Raw genomic sequence first — 18,722 nt, 5'->3', positions numbered from 1 at the left:
AGGTTCACTTTTCGTACCCAACTTCCTCGACTGGAGCCCCTCATGACCGACCTCACCAACGCGATCGTCCTCGTCACCGGAGCGAACGGCGGCCTCGGCGCCGAGTTCGTCCAGCAGGCGCTCGACCGCGGCGCCGCCAAGGTCTACGCGACCGCCCGCTCCCCGCGCACCTGGGACGACGAGCGCATCGTGCCGCTCGTCCTCGACGTCACCAGCCAGACGAGCGTCGAGGCCGCAGCCCGCGCCGCGTCCGACGTCACCATCGTCGTGAACAACGCCGGCGTCGGCGGGTCCGCCCCGCTGCTCGAGACCAGCGTCGAGGACGTCGAGCGCGTCTTCGCCACCAACGTCTTCGGTGCACTCCGAGTCGCCAAGGCGTTCGCGGGATCGCTTCGCGGCGGCGCGCTGGTCGACATCCACTCCGTGCTGAGCTGGATCGCGCTCGGCGCCGGCTACTCGGCGTCGAAGGCCGCGTTCTGGTCGCTGACGAACTCGCTCCGGCTCGAGCTCGCGCCGCAGGGCACGCAGGTCGTCGGCGCCCACCTCGGGTACACCGACACCGGGATGACGACCGACCTCGACGTCGAGAAGGCCGACCCGGCCGTGATCGTCGGCGCGATCTGGGACGCGGTCGAGGCCGGGGAGCACGAGGTCCTCGCCGACCAGATCAGCCGCGACGTCCGTGCCGGGCTGAGCGCGCCGCTGGTGGCGCTGTACCCGGGGCTCGCCGCGGCGGTCTGACCTCGGCGGACGCAGCCCCCGCCGTTACCATGACCGCATGGTGACGACGGGGGTTGTTGTGTCCGGACGACGGTCGGGCTGGACGTCCCCGGGCTGGGCGGCGCTGTACTGGGTCACGGTCGCGCTCGGCGTGGTCGGCGGGGGCGGGTCCTGGCTCTGGCTGTACCTGGCCTCCGAGGAGTCCACGCGCGGCGCGACCCCGGACCGGACGGGCGCGAACCCGGGCATCCCGACGGGAGTGGCCGGGCTCGTGATCGGCCACGTGGTGGGCGTGGCCCTGCTGCTGCTCACGGCGCGGCTCGCTCGACTCGGGGGTCGTTCGGCCGTCGCGTTCGCGGTCCTCGGGCTCGTGATCGCGTCCGGCATCGGGGTGGCGCCGTCCCTCCAGCTGACCGGCGGACGACTCGTCGTGCCCTGGCCGCACGAGCCGTACACGCCCTGACGGCAGCGTCCCGCGGGGTCAGCCGTGGGCGCCGCGGCCGGTGATGCCGCGGGTGCTCGCGGTGATCGACGCACGCTCCTCGTCGGTGAGCCCTGCGGCGCGGAGGATCCTGCCGAGCACGTCGCTCTTCTGCTCCAGGTAGTCGTCGATGTCAGCCGCCGTTCCGGCAGCGCGCCGCTTCACGGCGGCGTACTCATCGCGCAGGGCGGTGTCCGATCGCAGGACGTCACGCACGCCCAGGTGGTTCCGCAGCGCGAGCGACCCCTCGGCGACGACGTACGTGTTGCTCGGGGCGAAGCGGTCGGGCGTCCGGAAGGCCTGCCTGCCGGGGATGCCGAGGTCGCCGCGCGGTTCGAAGCCGATCGTCGCGAGCGCCTGCACCGCCGCCGTGACGTGCTCGGGATCCGCCACCACGTCGACGTCGATGACCGGCTTCGCGGCGAGGCCCGGCACCGCGGTGCTGCCCACGTGCTCGACCCGGTGCGGGACGGCAGCGGCGTCGAGCGCGGCGGTGTACGCCGCGTGGAGTTCCGCGAACCGCTCGGGCCACGAGGCGCGGTACTCGACGACCTCGATCACGATCGCGCTCCTGCGGAGGGTGTGGGATTCGAACCCACGAGACATCTCTGCCCACCTGTTTTCAAGACAGGCTCCATCGGCCGCTCGGACAACCCTCCAGTGACGCGGCCACGTGGCGAGACGTGACCGCGTCCCGGGAAGTCTAGCCGAGCCTCCAGGCCCCACCGCCGGAGCACGCGACCGCGTCAGCGCGGCAGGGAGTCCAGCGCCGCGGCGAGTCCGTCGTCCGTCACTCCGCCGGTCAGCTCGTTGCCCGCCTCGATGACGTCCTCCGGCGCCTGCCCCATCACGATGCCGCGGCCCGAGGTCGACGCCCACCGCAGCATGTCGATGTCGTTGCGCCCGTCGCCCGCGGCGAAGACCCGAGAGCGCGGGATGTCGAGCCACTCGCGCACGCGTTCCATCGCGGTCGCCTTCGTCACGCCCTCGGGAGCGATGTCGAGCCACGACGTCCAGCCGACCGAGTACGAGACCTTGTGCAGACCCATCTGCTCGACGATCTGCAGGAAGTCCTCGGTGTCGTGGCCGGGCGAGATGACGACGACGCGGGTGGCTTCGACGCCGAGCAGCCGTTCGAAGGGCACGTGCTCCCCGGTGACGGTCATGGCGTCGTCGGGGAAGTTGCCGGAGAGCAGGAAGTGGCCGGCCTCGTCCTCGACGCCGAACGCCGCGTGTTCGAGTGCGCCGTGCACGGTCTGCAGGACCTCGGACGGGTCGAAGCGCTCGACGTGCACCCGCTCGTAGCTGCCGTCGGACCGGCGGGCGAGGGTGAGTGCGCCGTTCGCGCACACGAGGTACTTCGGTCGGATGCCGAGCGTCTCGAGCAGCGGGACGGTCATGCCCTCGCTGCGGCCGGTGGAGAGCATGACCTCGTGCCCGGCGGCCTCGGCGTCGCGGAGTGCGGCCACCACGGTCTCGGTGACGACGCCGTCCTCGCGCATGGTGGTGCCGTCGATGTCGAGCGCGACGAGCCACCGCTTGGTCCGGACGGACCCCCCGGAGTCCGAACCACCGTCGACGAACCGCCCCTGCACGCTCATCGGGGCTCGATCACCTCGACGCCGCCGAGGTACGGACGGAGGACTTCCGGCACGACGACCGAGCCGTCGGCCTGCTGGTGGGTCTCGAGGATCGCGACGATCCAGCGGGTCGTCGCGAGCGTGCCGTTCAGGGTGGCGACCGGCGCGGTCTTCCCGCTCTCGGTGCGGTAGCGGATGTCGAGGCGTCGGGCCTGGAACGTGGTGCAGTTCGACGTCGAGGTGAGCTCGCGGAAGGTGCCCTGCGTCGGCACCCAGGCCTCGATGTCGAACTTGCGCGCGGCACTCGTGCCGAGGTCGCCGCCGGCGACGTCGATCACACGGTAGTGCAGCCCGAGGTCCTGCAGCATCTGCTCCTGGTACCCGACGAGCTTCTCGTGCTCGGCCTCGGCCTGGTCCGGGCGCACGTAGGCGAACATCTCGAGCTTGTTGAACTGGTGCACGCGGAGGATGCCGCGGTTGTCCTTGCCCGCCGACCCGGCCTCGCGCCGGTAGCAGGTCGACCAGCCGGCGTAGCGGAACCCGTCGCCGAAGTCGTCGAGGGGCAGGATCTCGTCGGCGTGGAAGCCGGCGAGCGCGACCTCGCTCGTGCCGGTCAGGTAGAGGTCGTCGGCCTCGAGCCGGTAGACCTCGGCCGCGTGCTCGCCGAGGAAGCCGGTGCCGGCCATCGTCTCGGGGCGCACGAGCGTCGGCGTGATGAGGGGCTCGAACCCGGCGGCGATCGCACGGTCGAGGCCGAGCGACATGAGCGCGATCTCGAGGCGCGCGCCGAGGCCGCGGAGGAAGTAGAAGCGCGATCCGGAGACCTTGACGCCGCGCGGGATGTCGATGATGCCGAGGTGCTCGCCGAGGTCGGCGTGGTCCTTCGGCTCGAAGTCGAACTCGGGCTTGGTGCCGACGGTGCGGAGCGTGACGAAGTCGTCCTCGCCGCCCTTCGGCACGTCCGGCAGCACCACGTTCGGGATCGCGCGGACGACGGTGTTGAAGGTGTCCTCGGCGGCGGTGACCTCGGCCTGGGCCTCCTTCACCTTCGCGGCGAGCGCCTGGGCCTGCTGCACGAGCGCGGCCTTCTCGTCCTTCGGGGCCTTCGCGACGGTCTTGCCGAACGCGTTCTGCTCGGCCCGGAGGGACTCGAACGCGGTGATCGCGCCACGCCGTGCGGCGTCCGCGGTGACGGCCTCGTCGACGACGGCGACGGACGCGCCGCGCGCCTCCTGCGAGGCCTTGATGACGTCCGGGTTGTCACGCAGCAGCTGGGGATCGATCACCGGGTCATCCTACCCAGCGCCGGTTGCGGGCCGGGTCCGAGCCGGCCTGGAGGCGCGGTGCGGGCCCGCCACGCGCCTCCAGGCCGATTCTCGGTCGCGTCCCGTATGCCACCGGCGCTCCCCGTCGGTACCGTTGGAGCATGTCGACCCCTTCGGAGACCGCGCCTGCGGAGCAGGACGCCCTCCAGACCGAGCAACGGACGGCCGCGGTGGTCTACAACCCGGTCAAGGTCCACCTGCCGACCCTCAAGAGCACCGTGGCGAAGCACCAGCAGGAAGCCGGCTGGGCCGAGACCCTGTGGTTCGAGACCACCGAGGAGGACCCGGGCGGCGGCCAGGCCCGTGCTGCCCTCGAAGCGGGGGCGGACGTGATCGCCGCCGCCGGTGGTGACGGCACCGTCCGTGCCGTCGCCGAGGTGGTGCACGGTTCCGACGCCTCGCTGGCGCTCCTGCCGAGCGGGACCGGCAACCTGCTCGCCCGCAACATGAAGCTGCCGCTCGACGACCTGGGCGGGATGGCGAAGGCGATCTTCTCCGGGCACGACCGGCCGATCGACTTCGGCCTGCTCGGGGTCGAGCGTCCCGACGGTTCCCGCGACAAGTTCGGCTTCGTCGTGATGGCCGGCCTCGGGCTGGACGCCCGCATGCTCGCGAACACCCGGCCCGAGCTGAAGAAGCGCGTCGGCTGGCTCGCGTACCTCGACTCGCTGCTGCGCTCCGTGCGGGACACCGACGGCTTCGAGTTCCGGTACCGACTCGACGAGTCGGCGCGCAACGGATCGGTGCGGGCGCACTCCGTCATCGTCGGCAACTGCGGCATGCTGCAGGCCAACGCGATGCTGCTGCCGGACGCCGAGATCGACGACGGGGTGTTCGACATCGTCGTGATGCGTCCGCGCGGGTTCTTCGGCTGGGTGCGGATCGGCGCGCGGGTGTTCTGGGAGAACGGGATCCTGCGCTGGTTCCGGCGCTCGGCACTGTCCGACACGCTCATCGGCCGTCGGATCACGAACGCCGCGAAGCAGGAACGGCCGCTCCGCTACATGCGGGGCGAGGAGTTCACGCTGCGCCTCGAGAAGCCGGACGAGTTCGAGATCGACGGCGACCCCGTGGGCGAGATCGTCGCGTTCCGGGCCCGGATCGACCCCGGGTCGCTCGACGTCCGCATCCCTGCGGTCGAGCCGCACCCGGCGCGCGGCGGGCGCAGGCGGTAGCTGGGCTGCGCTGCGCTGGCCGAGCCGAGCCGAGCCGCGCCCGCAAAACGCAACTGTGGCGGTTGCTCGCAGCGGTACTGCGCTGCGAACAACCGCCAACGTTGCGTTTTGCGGAAGTGGACGCGTCAGCGCGCGAAAGCCCGCGCGTCAGCGCGCGTCAGGCTCGCCGGCCACGATCGCGCGCAGCCAGTCCCGCGCCTCGACGAACGCCTGGTCCGAGTAGCGCGCCGGCACCTCGGGGCGGACCCCGTCGGCACGCGGGTACGACCCGAGGAACGTCACGCGCGGGCTGAACCGGCGCAGGCCGAGCAGCGCGTCGGCCACGCGCTCGTCCTGCACGTGCCCGTCGAGGTCGATGACGAACCGGTAGCGTCCGAGCTCGTCGCCGATCGGCCGCGAGGACAGCAGCCCCATGTTGATGCCCCGCGTCGCGAACTGCTCGAGCATGTCCACGAGCGCACCGGGGTGGTCGGCGGGCAGCTCGACGATGACGCTCGTCTTGTCGGCGCCGGTCGGTTCGGGCAGCGCGAGGGTCTTCGACACCAGGACGAAGCGGGTGACCGCGGAGGCGTTGTCGCCGATCGAGGACGCCAGCACCGCCAGCGCGTAGTGGTCGGTGATGCCGGGCGGTGCGACCGCGGCGTCGGCGACGGGGTGCTCGTCGAGCAGGGCAGCGGCGGCCGCGACGTTCGAGGACGCCGGGATGTGCCCGTGCCCGCGGACGTTCGCTTCGAGCCAGTGGTGCGTCTGCGCGTACGCGACGGGGTGGGCGTTCACGGTCCGGACGTCGGCGAGCTCGGTGCCGGGTCGGGCGACCAGGACGAAGTCGACGGGGACGAGGTACTCCCCCACGATCCGCACGCCGGGGATGCGGGCGAGGGCGTCCTGCGTGGCGCTGACCCCGCCGTCCACGCTGTTCTCGATGGCGATCACGGCGCCGACCGAGCGGCCGCTGACGACGTCGTCGAGGGCTTCGCCGACGTTGTTCACGCTCCGCCACGGCTTGCCGGCCGCCGCGTCGACGAGCTTGAGGGCCGCCTCGGTGAACGTGCCGGCGGGTCCGAGGTAGGAGTACGTGTCGGACGGCGCAGCCTGCTCACTCATGCGGCGAGCCTATTGCAGCGCCGGGGCGCACCCGGCGCGTGTGACGACCGGCTCAGTCCGTCGCCGTGCCGGTGAGCCGCGCCTCGCAGATGGCGGTGTCGGCGTCGTCGCGAGGATAGTTCGGGGCCGCGAACCGGCCCTCCGGGTCGAGCCGGGTGAGGAGCGCCGCGGCGATCCCGTCGAGCTGGCCGACCTGCTCCTCGGACAGCGCGTCGATGACCACGCGGCGAGCGGTGCGGACGTGGTCGGGTGCCGCGTCGACGATGGCCGCGTAGCCGTCGTCGGTCAGCCGGACGTCGGTCGCACGGCGGTCGTCGGTCGACGGGCACCGGGCGACGAGGCCGCGCTTCTCGAGGCGCGACACCACGTGGGACAGCCGGGGCAGCGACGCGTTCGTGGCCGAGGCGAGCGCCGACATCCGGAGGGTGCGCGAGTCGGTCTCGGACAGCATCGCGACGACCATGTAGTCGAAGTGCGTGAGGTCCGCGTCGCGCTGGAGCTGCTGGTCGAGCGCCGCGGGCAGGAGCTCCATGACGGCGACGAGCTTCATCCACGCGCGCAGTTGTTCGCGCGTGAGCCAAGGGGTCTCGTCGGTCATGGTGGCATCCTACCGAATGGTTGTCGCTTTAACCAGTGGTTTGCGGTCGCCCCGTCCGACCACGACCGCGATCACGAGCACCGCGACGACGACCAGGAGCAGGACGCCCTCGACGACGAGCAGCCGCGCGCCGTAGTCGAACGGCAGGACGGTCGGGTTCTTCTGCCCGTGGTGCTTCGCGGCGATCTCCGGCAGCACCACGAGCGCCAGCACGCTGCCGAGCACCACGGCCGCCTGCACGACGACGAGCGCCCACACCCGGATCGTGCGACCGGTCCGGCGCAGGAGCAGCCCGGCCGCCACGACGAACGGCGACAGGATCGCGTCGTGGAGCACCACGGCGCCGAGCAGCCACGTCGCCAGGCCCCAGATCCGGTTCGGTCGGACCGTCGTCACCATGACGTACGCCCCGAACGCGATGACGAGCACGCCGACCACGACGAGCACGATGCGCGCTGCCTTCATGCGATCACCTCGATCTTCTCGATCCACTTCGTCTGCAGCACACCGGGTCGTCCGGGGGCGATGATGCGCGCCGGGAACCCGTGGTCGAGGTCGAGCTTCTGCCCGTTTAGCTCGAGGGCGATGAGGGTGGTCGGGTCCTCGGCGTACTCCGGCCCCATGTCCATCACCCGGTACCCGCCGTGCTGCTCGAGGCTCGTCACCCGCACCTGCGAACCCGGCTCGGCCTGCACCGCGGCCAGCAGGTCGCGCATCCGCACGCCCTTCCAGGTCGCCATCTGGCTCCAGCCCTCGACGCACGAGATCGGCAGTTCCGCCTCGGCCGTGCCGAGCGCCACGAGTTCGACGCGCGAGAACGAGCGGGTGACGTCACGGCCGACGACGGTCAGGCTCCAGTCGGCGGCAGTGGCGGTCGCGAGCACCCCGGCCGCGCGGGCGGTCCGGTTCACCGGCAGGTCGTTCGGTCCACGGTGCCGCTGCCGTGCGCCGAACACGTTGAACGGTTCGGCCAGGCGGTTCGACTGCCCCGCCGTCAGGACGACGACCCCCGCCGTCGCGGCCGTCACACCCGTCAGGAACCCGCGTCGTGCGATCCGCTCACGTCGACCCTGGGTCGCGTCCGGTGTCGGCCTGGAGGCGCGGCTCGTCTCCGTCGGGTCGGCCGGCGCTCCTGAGGCGGGAGCGCCGTCGACCCAGCGGAGCACCCGGCCGGTGAGGCCGCGGGGGTAGGCGGCGACCGTCGGCGCGGCGGTGGGCTGCGAGGCGGACGCACCCCGTGCCTCCTGTCCGGGCGGGAGCAGCTCGCTGCCGGCGTCGGGATCCGCGACGAACCGTCCGTCGGCGTCGTAGGAGTCACGCTTCCGCCAGTACCGCCCGATGAGCCGCAGCTTCACGCCGATGTGCACGATGAGCGACCCGATGATGACGTAGGCCAGCGCGTTGTGCACCTGCTTGAACGGGAAGGGGAACGGGTACCACTGGTACGTGTTGAGCAGGCCGGTGCCGACCTGCACGATCGCCGACGCGACCAGGACGGCGATGGACAGCCGCTCGAGCAGGTGCAGCACACCGCGCACCGGCGGGACCTGCACGAGCGCCGGCATCACGGCGTTGAGCTTGGCGAGGAGCAACGGGATGATCGCGATCCCCGTGGTGATGTGCAGGCCCTGCGTGAACTGGTAGAGCTGCGCCGGCTGCGTCGGGAACCGCATGCCGGGCAAGGGCTGCTGGAGCAGGTAGCTGTAGACGCCGGTGCCGAAGCAGACGAGGAACGCGACCCCGAGCAGGCGACCGAAGACGACGGCCGAGCGGGCGTTCCGGTTCGGGGACGCCATCGCGGATCGTGCATCCAGCAGCAGCCCCCGGACCGCCGATAGCCTCGACGCACCATGAGAGAACGACTTCGGCCCGGCCGACTCCTGCCGACCGTGCTGGCCGTCGTCGGCGTGCTGGCCCTGGCGGGCGTCATCGCCTTCGGCATCACGCATCTGGGGTTCCTCCGGTCCGGTCATCGTTCCCCATTCGTTGCGTGGACCCTCATCGCTTGGACGGTGTTCGCCGGAGCCGTGTTCGCGCTCCGCTTCGTGCCCGCCCGCTGGATGACCTCGCTCGTCGTCGGCGGCGCCGTGGTGATCGGTCTCGCGGCCCTCGTCGGCCCACCGAACACCAGCACCGACTCTGCTCGCTACGCCTGGGACGGCATCGTGCAGCATGCCGGAGTCTCGCCGTACGCGCACACGCCCCAGTCCGGGGCGCTGGCGCACCTGCGGCCCGACTGGTTGTTCCCGGACAAGGTCGACGGCACGTGCGACCCCCTCAAGCCGCGGTACCGGGGGCTCGGCGACGGCGCCTCCGGACACTGCGTGGCGATCAACCGGCCGGACGTCACGACGATCTACCCACCGATGGCGCAGCTGTGGTTCGCCGTCGTGCGAGCCTTCGTCCCCGCCACCGCGCAGTACATGCCGTTCCAGATCGCCGGGCTCCTGGTGTCCCTCGGCGTGACGCTCGGACTCGTCGCCGTCCTGCGTCGGGTCGGGCGCCCGACGTGGTGGGCGGCGCTCTGGGCGTGGTCGCCCCTCGTCGCGTCCGAGGCCGTGACGAACTCGCACGTCGACGTCCTCGGCGCCGCGCTGGCCACCGCCGGGGTCGCACTCGTCGCCTTCGGTCGACCGATCTGGGGCGGGATCGCCCTCGGCGCGGCGACCGCGACGAAGCTCATCCCGGCGATCGTCTACCCGCCGCTCCTCGGGCGGTGGCGGAACTGGTGGGCGATCCCCGTCGGCATCGCCGTGTTCGGGTTGCTGTACGTGCCGTACGTGCTCTCGACCGGGCTCGACGTGCTCGGCTACCTGCCCGGGTACCTGTCCGAGGAGGGCTACGAGGACGGCTCCCGGTTCGCGCTCGTGTCCCTCGTGTTCCGGGGCGACGCCGGCACCGTGGTCGTCGGCCTGCTCGTGCTGCTCGCCGCGTTCGTGGCCTGGCGGCTGGCCGACCCCGCGCGGCCGTGGTCCGGCGAGGTGCTCATGATCGGCGTGACCTTCCTCGCCGTGAGTCCGCGCTACCCCTGGTACGCGCTGCTGCTCATCCCGTTCGTGGTGCTCTCCGGCCGGTGGGAGTGGCTGTCGATCGGGCTCGCCATCGCCCTGCGCGGGGTGTGGCCCTCCGTCGACGCGTACCGGTGGTGGCTCGCTGCGGCGGTGCTCGTCATCGTGGTCGTGACGGTCGCCCGCACCAGCCGGACCGAGTGGGTGCGCTGGGGACGGCGGCTGTCGTTCCGGCGGCTCGACCCCGTACGCTGACGCTCATGGCACCAGCGACCCTGCTCGGTTCGACCGGCGGCGACCCCGCGCGCGGTGACGCCGCTCGCCCCGGTGAGGCGGCTGGGCTCGTGGACCGCTTCGGGCGTCGCGCCGTCGACCTCCGGGTGTCGCTGACCGAGCGCTGCAACCTGCGCTGCACGTACTGCATGCCCGCCGCGGGACTGCCCTTCGCGCCCGACGACGCGCTGATGACCGCGGCCGAGATCGAGCGGCTGGTCCGCCTCGGCTCCGAGCGGTTCGGCGTGCGGAAGGTCCGGTTCACCGGCGGCGAGCCGATGCTCCGGCACGACCTGGTCGACGTGATCGCTCGCTGCGCCGCACTGCCGGACGCCCCGGAGCTCTCGCTCACCACGAACGCGATCGGCCTGGCGCACCGTGCGCAGGCACTCTTCGATGCCGGGCTCCGCCGGGTGAACGTGTCGCTCGACACCGTCGACCCCGACGTCTTCACCACCGTGACCCGGCGTCCGTTCCTCGATAAGGTCATCGCCGGACTGTCGGCCGCGCACGACGCCGGACTCGCGATCAAGGTCAACGCCGTGCTGCTGCGCGGGGTGAACGACGAGCTCGCGCCCGACCTGATGCGCTGGTGCCTCGACCGCGGCTACGAGCTCCGGTTCATCGAGCAGATGCCACTCGACCCCGACCACGCCTGGGACCGCACGTCGATGATCACCGCCGCCGAGACGCGCGCGATGCTGTCGGAGTCGTTCGCCCTCGTGCCGGACGACGCCCCACGGGACGGCGCCCCCGCCGAGCGCTTCCGGGTGCTCGAACGCCGCCCCGACGGCGGCGTCGGTGCCGAGCTCGGCACGATCGGCATCATCGCGAGCATCACCGAGTCCTTCTGCGCCGACTGCACCCGGACCCGCCTGACCGCCGACGGCAACGTCCGGAGCTGCCTGTTCTCCGACGACGAGACGAGCGTGCTCGGCCCGATGCGCGCCGGCGCGACCGACGACGACGTCGCCGAACTCTGGCGCCGCGCCATGTGGGCGAAGCCGCGCGACCACGGCGACGACACCGACGACCTCGTGCACCCGACGCGCGGCATGAGCGCGATCGGCGGCTGACCGTGACGACGCTGCGGTTCTTCGCGGCCGCGCGGGCGGCGGTCGGCGCTGACGAGGTCCGCACCGAGTCCGACGTGCTCGACGACGCGCTCCGAGCGGTGGACGCTGCCGATCCGGCACGGTGGGCGACGCTGCAGGAGCGGTGCTCGTACCTGGTCGACGGGGTGACCACCCGCGACCGGTCGACGTCGCTCGCCGGGGTGGCCGTCGTCGACGTGATGCCGCCCTTCGCCGGCGGCTGAGCGGGTCCTGTCGAGCGTTCCTGCCCATCACGCGTGCAATGGGAAGCGGAATCGCGCATTGGGTGCAGGAAGTTCCTGCCTCCTACGCGCGAATCGTCCTCCTACGCGCGAAACATCCCCCGCCCCGCCCTACGGGGAGACGGACAGCACGATGAACGCGGCGAAGATCACCAGATGCACGCCGCCCTGCAGCCGCGTCGCACGCCCGGGCAGCACGGTGAGCACCGCCGCGACGATCGTCAGCGCGAGCAGCACGATCTGCGCCGACCCGAGGCCGAGCAGCAGCGTCCCCGGCATGAACAGCGACGCCACGGCGATCGACGGGATCGTCAGGCCGATCGACGCCATCGCCGACCCCATCGCCAGGTTGAGGCTCGTCTGGATCCGGTTCCGCGAAGCGGCCTTCGACGCCGCGATCCCCTCGGGCAGCAGGATCAGCAGCGCGATCACCACACCGACGAACGACGGCGGGAACCCGACCGCGGCGACGCCGGCCTCGATCGCGGGCGACTCGACCTTGGCCAGACCGACCACCGCGACGAGGGCGAGCAGCAGCAGGCCGAGCGACACCAGCGTGGCGCGGCTGGTCGGGCGAGCGGCGTGGGCGTCCTCGGACTCCTCGAGCACCCCGCCGGTGCGGTTCACCGGCAGGAAGAAGTCCCGGTGGGCCACGGTCTGGGTGACGACGAAGAGGCCGTAGAGCGCGAGCGAGGCCAGCGCCACGAAGACGAGCTGGGCGCCGGTGAACGACGAGTCGTCGGTGCCGGTGGTGAACGTCGGCAGCACGAGGGTGAGCACGGCGAGGGCCGCGACGGTCATCGTCGCCGCGGAGGCGCCCTCCTGGTTGAACCGCACGGTGTTGTGCCGGATCGTGCCGATCAGGATCGCGAGCCCGACGAGCCCGTTCATTGTGATCATCACCGCCGAGAAGACCGTGTCCCGCGCCAGCGTCTCGGCCTGCGCGCCGCCGGAGCTCGACAGCGAGATGATGAGCGCGACCTCGATGATCGTCACGGCGACGGCGAGCACGAGGGACCCGAACGGCTCCCCCACCCGGTGCGCGACCACCTCGGCGTGGTGCACGGCGGCGAGGACGGTGCCGGCGAGGACGACGGCGACGAGCACCACCACGGCCGTCCCGAGGTCGTACCGTCCCCACGAGGACACGAGCACGATCGCCGCGATGACGGGGACCCCGACGGGCCAGGCCTTGGCGATCCAGGTGCGCATCAGGACATCTTCGCACCGCCCGGCTCGTAGACCGCCACCTCGGCGGCGTCCACGGCGATCCGCACCGTCTCGCCCGGCACCAGGCCGAGCCCGGCGGCGGTGGACACGGTGACGTCGGCGACGAGTCCGCCGGCTCGCACCCGGACCAGGCCGTCGCGCGGTTCGAGCGCGGTCACGACGCGCTCCGGCCCGGCACCGGTGCGGCTCGGGACGGCGGCCGTCGGGTGGTAGGCGGCGAGGGCGGGGCGGCCGGGAGGCACGGTGCCGGTCGCCGACGCCAGCTCGCCTCCGCCGTCCAGCGCGATCCCACCCGCCGTGGCCGTCCCACGGACGAGCGTCAGCCCGGAGAACGAGGCCGCGAACGCACTCGTGGGGCGCCCGAGGACCGCTGCGGTGGGACCGGCCTCGGCGACCCGGCCGGCCTCGAGCACCACGATCCGGTCGGCGAGCGCGACGGCCTCGAGCGGGTCGTGCGTGACGAGCAGCGTGGGTCGACCGGTGCGCGCCGTCCGGAGGGCCGTCCGGACCTCGGCGCGGGCGTCGACGTCGAGGGCCGAGGTGGGCTCGTCGAGGAGCAGCAGCGCGGGGTCCGTGGCGAGGGCCCGGGCGATGGCGACGCGCTGCGCCTGCCCGCCGGACAGCGTCCCCGGCGCCCGGTCTGCCAGGCCGGCCACTCCGACCGCGGTGAGGGCCGTGGCGGACCGGTGGCGCGCCTCCCGGCCGCCCGAACCGGTGGCGCGCGGACCGTACGCGACGTTGCGGGCGACCGACAGGTGCGGGAACAGGTCGGCGCGCTGCGCGACCAGGCCGACGCCGCGGCGGTGGGCCGGTGTGCCGGTGAGCACGCGTCCGCCGAGGACGACCTCGCCGGTCCGTGTGCGCAGCAGGCCGGCGAGCGCCTCGACGACGGTCGACTTGCCGGCGCCGTTCGGGCCGACCAGCGCGACGCACTCGTCGGGGCCGATCTCGAGGTGGACGTCGACGTCGCGCTCCGGCACCACGACGTGGGCGCGCAGTCCGCCGTTCACGCGAGCACCGTCCGTGTCCGCAGCGTGGAGGCGCCGATGACCACGAGGGCGACGACCACCAGCACCAGGGCGAGCGCGACGGCGGTGTCCGGGTCGATCTCGCGCTGCAGGTAGATCTCGAGCGGCAGTGTGCGGGTGACGCCCTGCAGGCTGCCCGCGAAGGTGAGTGTCGCACCGAACTCGCCGAGCGCCCGCGCGAAGCAGAGGACCAGTCCGGACAGGATGCCGGGCAGCACCCGCGGGGTCGTGACGGTCAGGAAGGTGCGGGTCGGACCGGCGCCGAGCGTCGCAGCGACCCGTTCGTACCGGTCGCCGCCGACGCGCAGGGCACCCTCGACCGAGGAGACCAGGAACGGCATCGCGACGAAGGTCTGCGCGATGACCACCGCGGTGGTGGTGAAGGCGATGCGGAGTCCGTGGTCGTCGAGGAACGCTCCCACGACGCCGAGTCGGCCGAACGCCGCCAGGAGCGCGAGCCCGCCGACCACCGGCGGCAGCACGAGCGGCAGGAGCACCAGGGCCCGTGCGACGCCCACCCAGCGTGACGTCGAGCGGGCGAAGAGCACGGCGAGCGGGTACCCGAGCACGAGGGCGATGCCCGTCGCGGCCGCCGCCGTACCGAGGCTCAGTCCGAGGGCACTCAGCGACGCGGGCGACGTGACGAGGGACCCGAACGACGTCCAGTCGACGCGGCCGATCATGGCGAGGACGGGCACGACGACGAAGAGCCCACCGAGGACGGCGGGGAGGGGGAGCCACCACGGAACGGGGGTCCGTGCGCTCGCTGCGGCGGTCATGCTGGTGCGGGCACGGCTCAGGGCTTCCCGAAGCCGGCCGCGGCGAGCACCTTCTGGCCCGACGCGGACCGGACGTACGCAGTGAACGCCCTGGCGAGGGACGGGTTCGCTGCGTCGCGGAGCACGCCGATCGGGTACGTGTTGACGGCGTCGGCCGCGGCGTCGAAGGGGACACCGTCGACCTTGCCGTCAGCACCCCGGACGTCCGTGACGTAGACCAGTCCGGCGTCCGCCTGCCCGGACTCGACCTTCCCGAGGACGTCCGTGACGGACTGCTCCTCGCTGACCGGCCGGAGGTCGACGCCCGCTGCCCGCTCGACCTTCGCGGTCGCGGCGCCGCACGGCACCGGGGCCGCACAGGTCACGAGCTGGATGTCCGACGACGTCAGGTCGCGCAGGCCCCCGATGCGCTTCGGGTTGCCCGGTGCCACCGCGATCTCGAGCACGTTCGTGGCGAAGTCCTTCGGGGACCCGGCCGCCAGGTCGGTCTGCTCCAGCTTCGCCATGTTCGCCTCGTCGGCGGAGGCGAACACGTCGGCCGGGGCGCCGTTCTGAATCTGGGTGACGAGGTCGCTCGACCCGGCGAACGAGAACGAGATCGTCGTGCCGGGGTGGGCCGCCTCGTACCGCTTGCCGAGCGTGGTGAAGGTCTGCTGCAGTGAGGCGGCGGCGAAGACCGTGATCGTCCCGGTGGGCCCGGCGGCGGCGCTGCCCGTCGTGGTCGGGCCGCCGGCTCCGCCGTTCGCGCTCGGGGCGGTCGTCGAGCACCCGGCGAGGACCAGGATGGCGCACGCGGCAGCGGCGATCAGGGCGGAGCGCGTCCGCGCGTGCGTCGTCATGGGTCGATCGTAGCCGCAGGTGCGCGTCAGTCCAGCGACGCGGTCGGGTGCCCTTCACGGCGCCAGGCCTCGATGCCGCCGTCGAGCACGGTCGCCGCACGTCCCTCGGCGCGGGCGCTCCTGGCCCAGGCCGTGGCACGGACGCCGCTGGCGCAGACCACGACGACCGGAGCGTCGCCGGTGTCCCCGGCCCCCAGGGCGTCCGGACGGAGGCTGCCGGCGATGACCCCGGTGGCCAGCTCCGCCGGTGTGCGCACGTCGACGAGCACGGGGCGGTCACCCGGTCCGTGCAGCTGCTCGGCGAGTGCCGACGGCGCGATCCGCGGCGGGGCGTCGTCGACGGTCGGCAGCGGACGTCGGGACGCCGGGCCACGGCGGAGCGCGCTCTCGGTCCAGCGCCAGCGGCGGGCGTCGACCGTCAGGACCCGACCGAGCAGGGGCTCCCCGATCCCGGCGACCAGGGCGGTGACCTGCGCGGCCATCACAGAGCCGATCGCACCGCACAGTGCGGGCAGCACGCCGTCGAGTGCGCAGGACCCCTCGTCTGGGAGTGCGTCGGGATGGAGGTCGTGGAAGTCGATCGGCTCCGAACCACTGTCGTGGAAGACCGAGACCTGGCCGTCGAGCCCGAGCACCGTGCCCCAGACGAACGGCACCCCGGCGCGCGCGCACGCGTCGGAGATCGCCCGCGTCACCTCGACGCTGTCGGCCGCGTCGACCACGACGTCGTGCCCGGTGACATGGTCGGGGTGGAACGACCCGGCGATCGCGACGACCTCGAGCTCGGGGTCCACGCCGCGCACCCGCTCCGCAGCGCACTCGGCCTTCGACCGGCCGATGTCCGCCGCGGCGAAGAGCGTCTGGCGTGCGAGGTTCGACGCGTCGACGACGTCGTGGTCGACGACCGTGACCCGGCGGAGTCCGGACCCGGCGAGGTAGGTGAGCACCGGCGCCCCGAGGCCGCCGGCACCGACGACCAAGACGCTCGCCCGGGCCAGGGCACGGACGGCTCGGTCCCCGGCGCCGTCGAGCGCCGCGGTGCGGGAGGTCAGTCGGCGTCGACCGGCCGAGACGTCGTCGGTCGTCATCCCACTGCCTCCACCGGCACCTCGACGGACACCATCGTGGCCTTCACCGAGGCCACCGCGACCGCGCCGACCTCGAGCCCGAGGTCACGGACCGCCTCGGCGCTCATCAGCGACACGATGCGGTGCGGGCCGCTCTGCAGCTCGACCTGCGCCATCACGCCGTCCACGACCAGGTCGGTGACGATGCCGACGAACCGGTTGCGTGCCGAGCTCCTCGAGCCGGACGGATCGGAGAGCTGCGCGCCGCTGCCGCGGATGTGCGCGGCGAGTTCTCGTCCGTCGACCACGGTGCGGCCGGAGGCATCGGAGGACCGGGTGAACGTCCCACCGTCGACCATCCGGCGGACGGTGTCGTCGCTGACGCCGAGGTACCGCGCGGCGTCGCGGATGCGGAGCTTCGTCATGGTGTTCGCACCATACCGGTATGCGGAACTCTCAGAGACGGCCGCGAGGACGTCGGGTCCCCGCCCAGCCGGTCCGGCTACCGTCCAGACCGTGACTGCACCACCCACCGGCACCATCAGCGTCCCCGCATCGACGGGTGTGGCGCCGGTCCGGTCACGGGTGCGCGCGGTCGGCTCGAGCATGGCCGGCGCCGTCGTGCGGACCCCGGAACTGACGATCGGGGCGCTCGGCGTGCTCGTCACCGCGGCATTCGCGTGGGTGCCGTCCCTCTGGTACGACGAAGCGGCGACGGTCACCAGCGCGCAGCGGACCTGGGCGCAGCTGTGGGCGGAGCTCCACAACGTCGACGCCGTGCACGGGCTCTACTACTCGCTCATGCACGTCTGGTTCTGGCTGGTCGGGTACACGCCGTTCACGCTGCGGTTCCCGAGCGCCCTGGCCGTCGGCGTCGCCGCGGGCCTCGTCGTGGCGCTCGGCCGACGACTCGGCGGGCGGCGGCTCGGCATCACCGCCGGCCTGGTGTTCCTCGCCCTGCCGCGCGTGCAGTGGGCGGGCTCCGAGGGCCGCCCCTACGCCACGATCACCACGCTCGCGGTGTGCCTGACGCTCGTCGGGCTGACCGCGGTCCGCCGAACCCGCACAGGCCGGAGCCTGCACTGGTGGCTGGCGTACGGCGCGCTCGCGCTCGTCGCGGTGACGTTCAACGTGTACCTCTCGCTCGCGGTTGTCGCGCACGCGGTGACGCTGCTCTGGACCATCGCGGTCCGCCGGCTCGAGGTGCGGCGCGCGACCGTGCACCGCACGCCGACCCTCCCCGGGGCCCCGCTCGTGACGGGCGGTGTCCTGCTCCGGTGGGCCGTCGCGTCCGCGATCGCCGCCGTCGCGGTGTCCCCGGTCGTCGTGACGATCGCATCGCAGTCGAAGCAGGTGTCCTGGATCGCCGGCATCGGTGAACGGACCGGCGCGCAGGTGTTCGCGACGGCCTGGTTCGGGGCCGTGGACGTGTACGCCGCGGTCGCCTGGACGCTGATGGTGCTCGGCGTGGTGGTCGTGCTCGTCGAGGCACACCGGCGCTCCCCCTCCGTCCGCGCGCTCGTGCGGGCCCAGGCCGTCCGCGTCGCGGTGCCCCTCGTCGTCATCCCCACCGCCGCGCTCGTGCTCGCCACCGCGATGGGCAAGCACCTGTACTCCCCGAAGTACGCGACCCTGAGCCTGCCGTTCGTCGCGCTGCTCATCGCCCTGGCGCTCACGCTCATCCGGCCGAAGGCGCTGCTCGCCGGCGCCGTCGCGGTCGTGCTCGTGCTGTCGGTGCCGACCGCGATCGCCGTGAAGGAACCGCTCGCCAAGCAGGACTCGACCTGGGCCCGCGCCGCCTCGATCATCGAGACCGAACGGAGCGCCAACCGCGTCGACGCGGACGAGGGCGTCGTCTTCGGCAGCGTCTACGGACACCCCGGCACCACGGCCGACATCATCCGGGTGTCCTACCCGGAGGCGTTCGCCGGCATGACCGACCTCGGCGTCCGCAAGGTCGGCGCCGAGACGGGCGTGCTCTGGAACCAGACGGGCGACCTCGCGACGACGATCCCGAGCCGGCTCGACGACATCGACACGGTGTGGTTCGTCGGCGGCACCGTGAAGGCGCGGAACATCGAGCCGGAGACCGCGTCGGTCCTCGCCGAGCACGGCTTCACGGCGAAGGAGCACTGGACGACGGGCACCGTGGTCATCACGGAGTTCGTGCGCCGCTGAC

The 18,722-nt window shown here is 72.7% G+C and carries 20 protein-coding genes and 1 tRNA gene; 7 read left to right on the top strand and 14 right to left on the bottom strand.

Translation table 11 applies throughout. The features are described 5' to 3' along the window. Positions 1-42: 42 nt before the first annotated feature. Positions 43-741 (top strand): SDR family oxidoreductase, encoded by a 699-nt coding sequence (locus BIU96_RS01320; protein ID WP_071290810.1) that lies wholly within the window; start codon positions 43-45, stop codon positions 739-741. A 37-nt stretch (positions 742-778) separates the two neighbouring features. Beyond that, entirely contained in the window at positions 779-1,183 is a 405-nt protein-coding gene (locus tag BIU96_RS01315; protein ID WP_139199673.1) for a hypothetical protein, read from the top strand. Between the two features lie 18 nt (positions 1,184-1,201). Here the strand turns inward: BIU96_RS01315 and BIU96_RS01310 are convergent, their stop codons facing one another. The 4 genes from BIU96_RS01310 to serS form a co-directional block, all read right to left on the bottom strand. Then, positions 1,202-1,762 carry a GrpB family protein gene (locus BIU96_RS01310; RefSeq protein WP_071290808.1) on the bottom strand — a complete coding sequence of 187 codons (561 nt, stop codon included), beginning with the start codon at positions 1,760-1,762 and terminating at the stop codon, positions 1,202-1,204. Positions 1,763-1,775: 13 nt separating this feature from the next. Continuing rightward, positions 1,776-1,860, bottom strand: a tRNA-Ser gene (locus BIU96_RS01305). A gap of 87 nt (positions 1,861-1,947) precedes the next feature. Next, positions 1,948-2,802, bottom strand: a complete 855-nt coding sequence (locus tag BIU96_RS01300) for an HAD family hydrolase (protein WP_083402561.1) — start codon at positions 2,800-2,802, stop codon at positions 1,948-1,950. Then, on the bottom strand, positions 2,799-4,067 hold the full coding sequence (gene serS, locus BIU96_RS01295; RefSeq protein WP_071290807.1) for a serine--tRNA ligase: 1,269 nt from the start codon (positions 4,065-4,067) through the stop codon (positions 2,799-2,801). Before serS ends, BIU96_RS01300 begins: the two co-directional genes overlap by 4 nt. A gap of 140 nt (positions 4,068-4,207) precedes the next feature. Between serS and BIU96_RS01290 the strand changes: the two genes are divergently transcribed. Continuing rightward, positions 4,208-5,281 (top strand): diacylglycerol kinase family protein, encoded by a 1,074-nt coding sequence (locus BIU96_RS01290; protein ID WP_083402560.1) that lies wholly within the window; start codon positions 4,208-4,210, stop codon positions 5,279-5,281. Positions 5,282-5,428: 147 nt separating this feature from the next. Here BIU96_RS01290 and pheA read toward each other — a convergent pair whose 3' ends face one another. The 4 genes from pheA to BIU96_RS01270 are packed head-to-tail and all read right to left on the bottom strand — an operon-like array spanning position 5,429 to position 8,779. Further along, complete coding sequence (gene pheA / locus BIU96_RS01285; protein WP_071290806.1) at positions 5,429-6,385, bottom strand: prephenate dehydratase; 957 nt, start codon at positions 6,383-6,385, stop codon at positions 5,429-5,431. A gap of 52 nt (positions 6,386-6,437) precedes the next feature. Continuing rightward, positions 6,438-6,983, bottom strand: a complete 546-nt coding sequence (locus BIU96_RS01280) for a MarR family winged helix-turn-helix transcriptional regulator (protein WP_071290805.1) — start codon at positions 6,981-6,983, stop codon at positions 6,438-6,440. Between the two features lie 9 nt (positions 6,984-6,992). Beyond that, positions 6,993-7,448: a hypothetical protein gene (locus BIU96_RS01275; protein WP_071290804.1), complete on the bottom strand. Its 456-nt coding sequence runs from the start codon at positions 7,446-7,448 to the stop codon at positions 6,993-6,995. Next, a complete protein-coding gene (locus BIU96_RS01270) occupies positions 7,445-8,779 on the bottom strand; it encodes a molybdopterin-dependent oxidoreductase (RefSeq protein ID WP_071290803.1) in 1,335 nt (444 codons plus the stop codon). Before BIU96_RS01270 ends, BIU96_RS01275 begins: the two co-directional genes overlap by 4 nt. 54 nt (positions 8,780-8,833) lie before the next feature. Here BIU96_RS01270 and BIU96_RS01265 point away from each other — a divergent pair, with 54 nt between their 5' ends. Genes BIU96_RS01265 through BIU96_RS01255 form a run of 3 tightly spaced genes read left to right on the top strand, consistent with a single transcriptional unit; the run spans position 8,834 to position 11,582 of the window. Next, on the top strand, positions 8,834-10,246 hold the full coding sequence (locus BIU96_RS01265; protein WP_139199671.1) for a glycosyltransferase family 87 protein: 1,413 nt from the start codon (positions 8,834-8,836) through the stop codon (positions 10,244-10,246). A gap of 5 nt (positions 10,247-10,251) precedes the next feature. Continuing rightward, a complete protein-coding gene (gene moaA, locus BIU96_RS01260) occupies positions 10,252-11,340 on the top strand; it encodes a GTP 3',8-cyclase MoaA (RefSeq protein ID WP_071290801.1) in 1,089 nt (362 codons plus the stop codon). Between the two features lie 2 nt (positions 11,341-11,342). Continuing rightward, the gene (locus tag BIU96_RS01255) at positions 11,343-11,582 is read left to right on the top strand and encodes a MoaD/ThiS family protein (RefSeq protein ID WP_254785896.1); all 240 of its coding nucleotides are present in this window, start codon (positions 11,343-11,345) and stop codon (positions 11,580-11,582) included. Between the two features lie 129 nt (positions 11,583-11,711). On the opposite strand, the gene BIU96_RS01250 is transcribed toward BIU96_RS01255, so the two are convergent. From BIU96_RS01250 to BIU96_RS01225, 6 genes are read right to left on the bottom strand one after another with little or no spacing between them, the layout of a single operon-like run. Beyond that, the gene (locus tag BIU96_RS01250) at positions 11,712-12,812 is read right to left on the bottom strand and encodes a calcium:proton antiporter (RefSeq protein WP_071290800.1); all 1,101 of its coding nucleotides are present in this window, start codon (positions 12,810-12,812) and stop codon (positions 11,712-11,714) included. Then, entirely contained in the window at positions 12,812-13,840 is a 1,029-nt protein-coding gene (locus BIU96_RS01245) for an ABC transporter ATP-binding protein (protein WP_071290799.1), read from the bottom strand. The genes BIU96_RS01250 and BIU96_RS01245 overlap by 1 nt, the downstream gene beginning before the upstream one ends. After that, positions 13,837-14,637, bottom strand: coding sequence for an ABC transporter permease (locus tag BIU96_RS01240; RefSeq protein WP_071290798.1), 801 nt, complete (start codon positions 14,635-14,637; stop codon positions 13,837-13,839). The genes BIU96_RS01245 and BIU96_RS01240 overlap by 4 nt, the downstream gene beginning before the upstream one ends. Positions 14,638-14,654: 17 nt before the next feature. Then, positions 14,655-15,476, bottom strand: a complete 822-nt coding sequence (gene modA / locus BIU96_RS01235; protein ID WP_071290797.1) for a molybdate ABC transporter substrate-binding protein — start codon at positions 15,474-15,476, stop codon at positions 14,655-14,657. Positions 15,477-15,502: 26 nt separating this feature from the next. After that, complete coding sequence (locus BIU96_RS01230) at positions 15,503-16,564, bottom strand: ThiF family adenylyltransferase (RefSeq protein WP_071290796.1); 1,062 nt, start codon at positions 16,562-16,564, stop codon at positions 15,503-15,505. Beyond that, the gene (locus tag BIU96_RS01225) at positions 16,561-16,968 is read right to left on the bottom strand and encodes a molybdopterin-binding protein (RefSeq protein ID WP_071290795.1); all 408 of its coding nucleotides are present in this window, start codon (positions 16,966-16,968) and stop codon (positions 16,561-16,563) included. Before BIU96_RS01225 ends, BIU96_RS01230 begins: the two co-directional genes overlap by 4 nt. 91 nt (positions 16,969-17,059) lie before the next feature. Between BIU96_RS01225 and BIU96_RS01220 the strand changes: the two genes are divergently transcribed. Further along, complete coding sequence (locus BIU96_RS01220) at positions 17,060-18,721, top strand: glycosyltransferase family 39 protein (RefSeq protein WP_175477426.1); 1,662 nt, start codon at positions 17,060-17,062, stop codon at positions 18,719-18,721. Position 18,722: the final 1 nt, after the last annotated feature.

This window comes from Curtobacterium sp. MCBA15_008, from assembly GCF_001865065.1.
GTDB lineage: Bacteria > Actinomycetota > Actinomycetes > Actinomycetales > Microbacteriaceae > Curtobacterium.
Note: the sequence above shows the minus strand (reverse complement) of the source record. Positions and strands in the feature narration are given on the sequence as shown.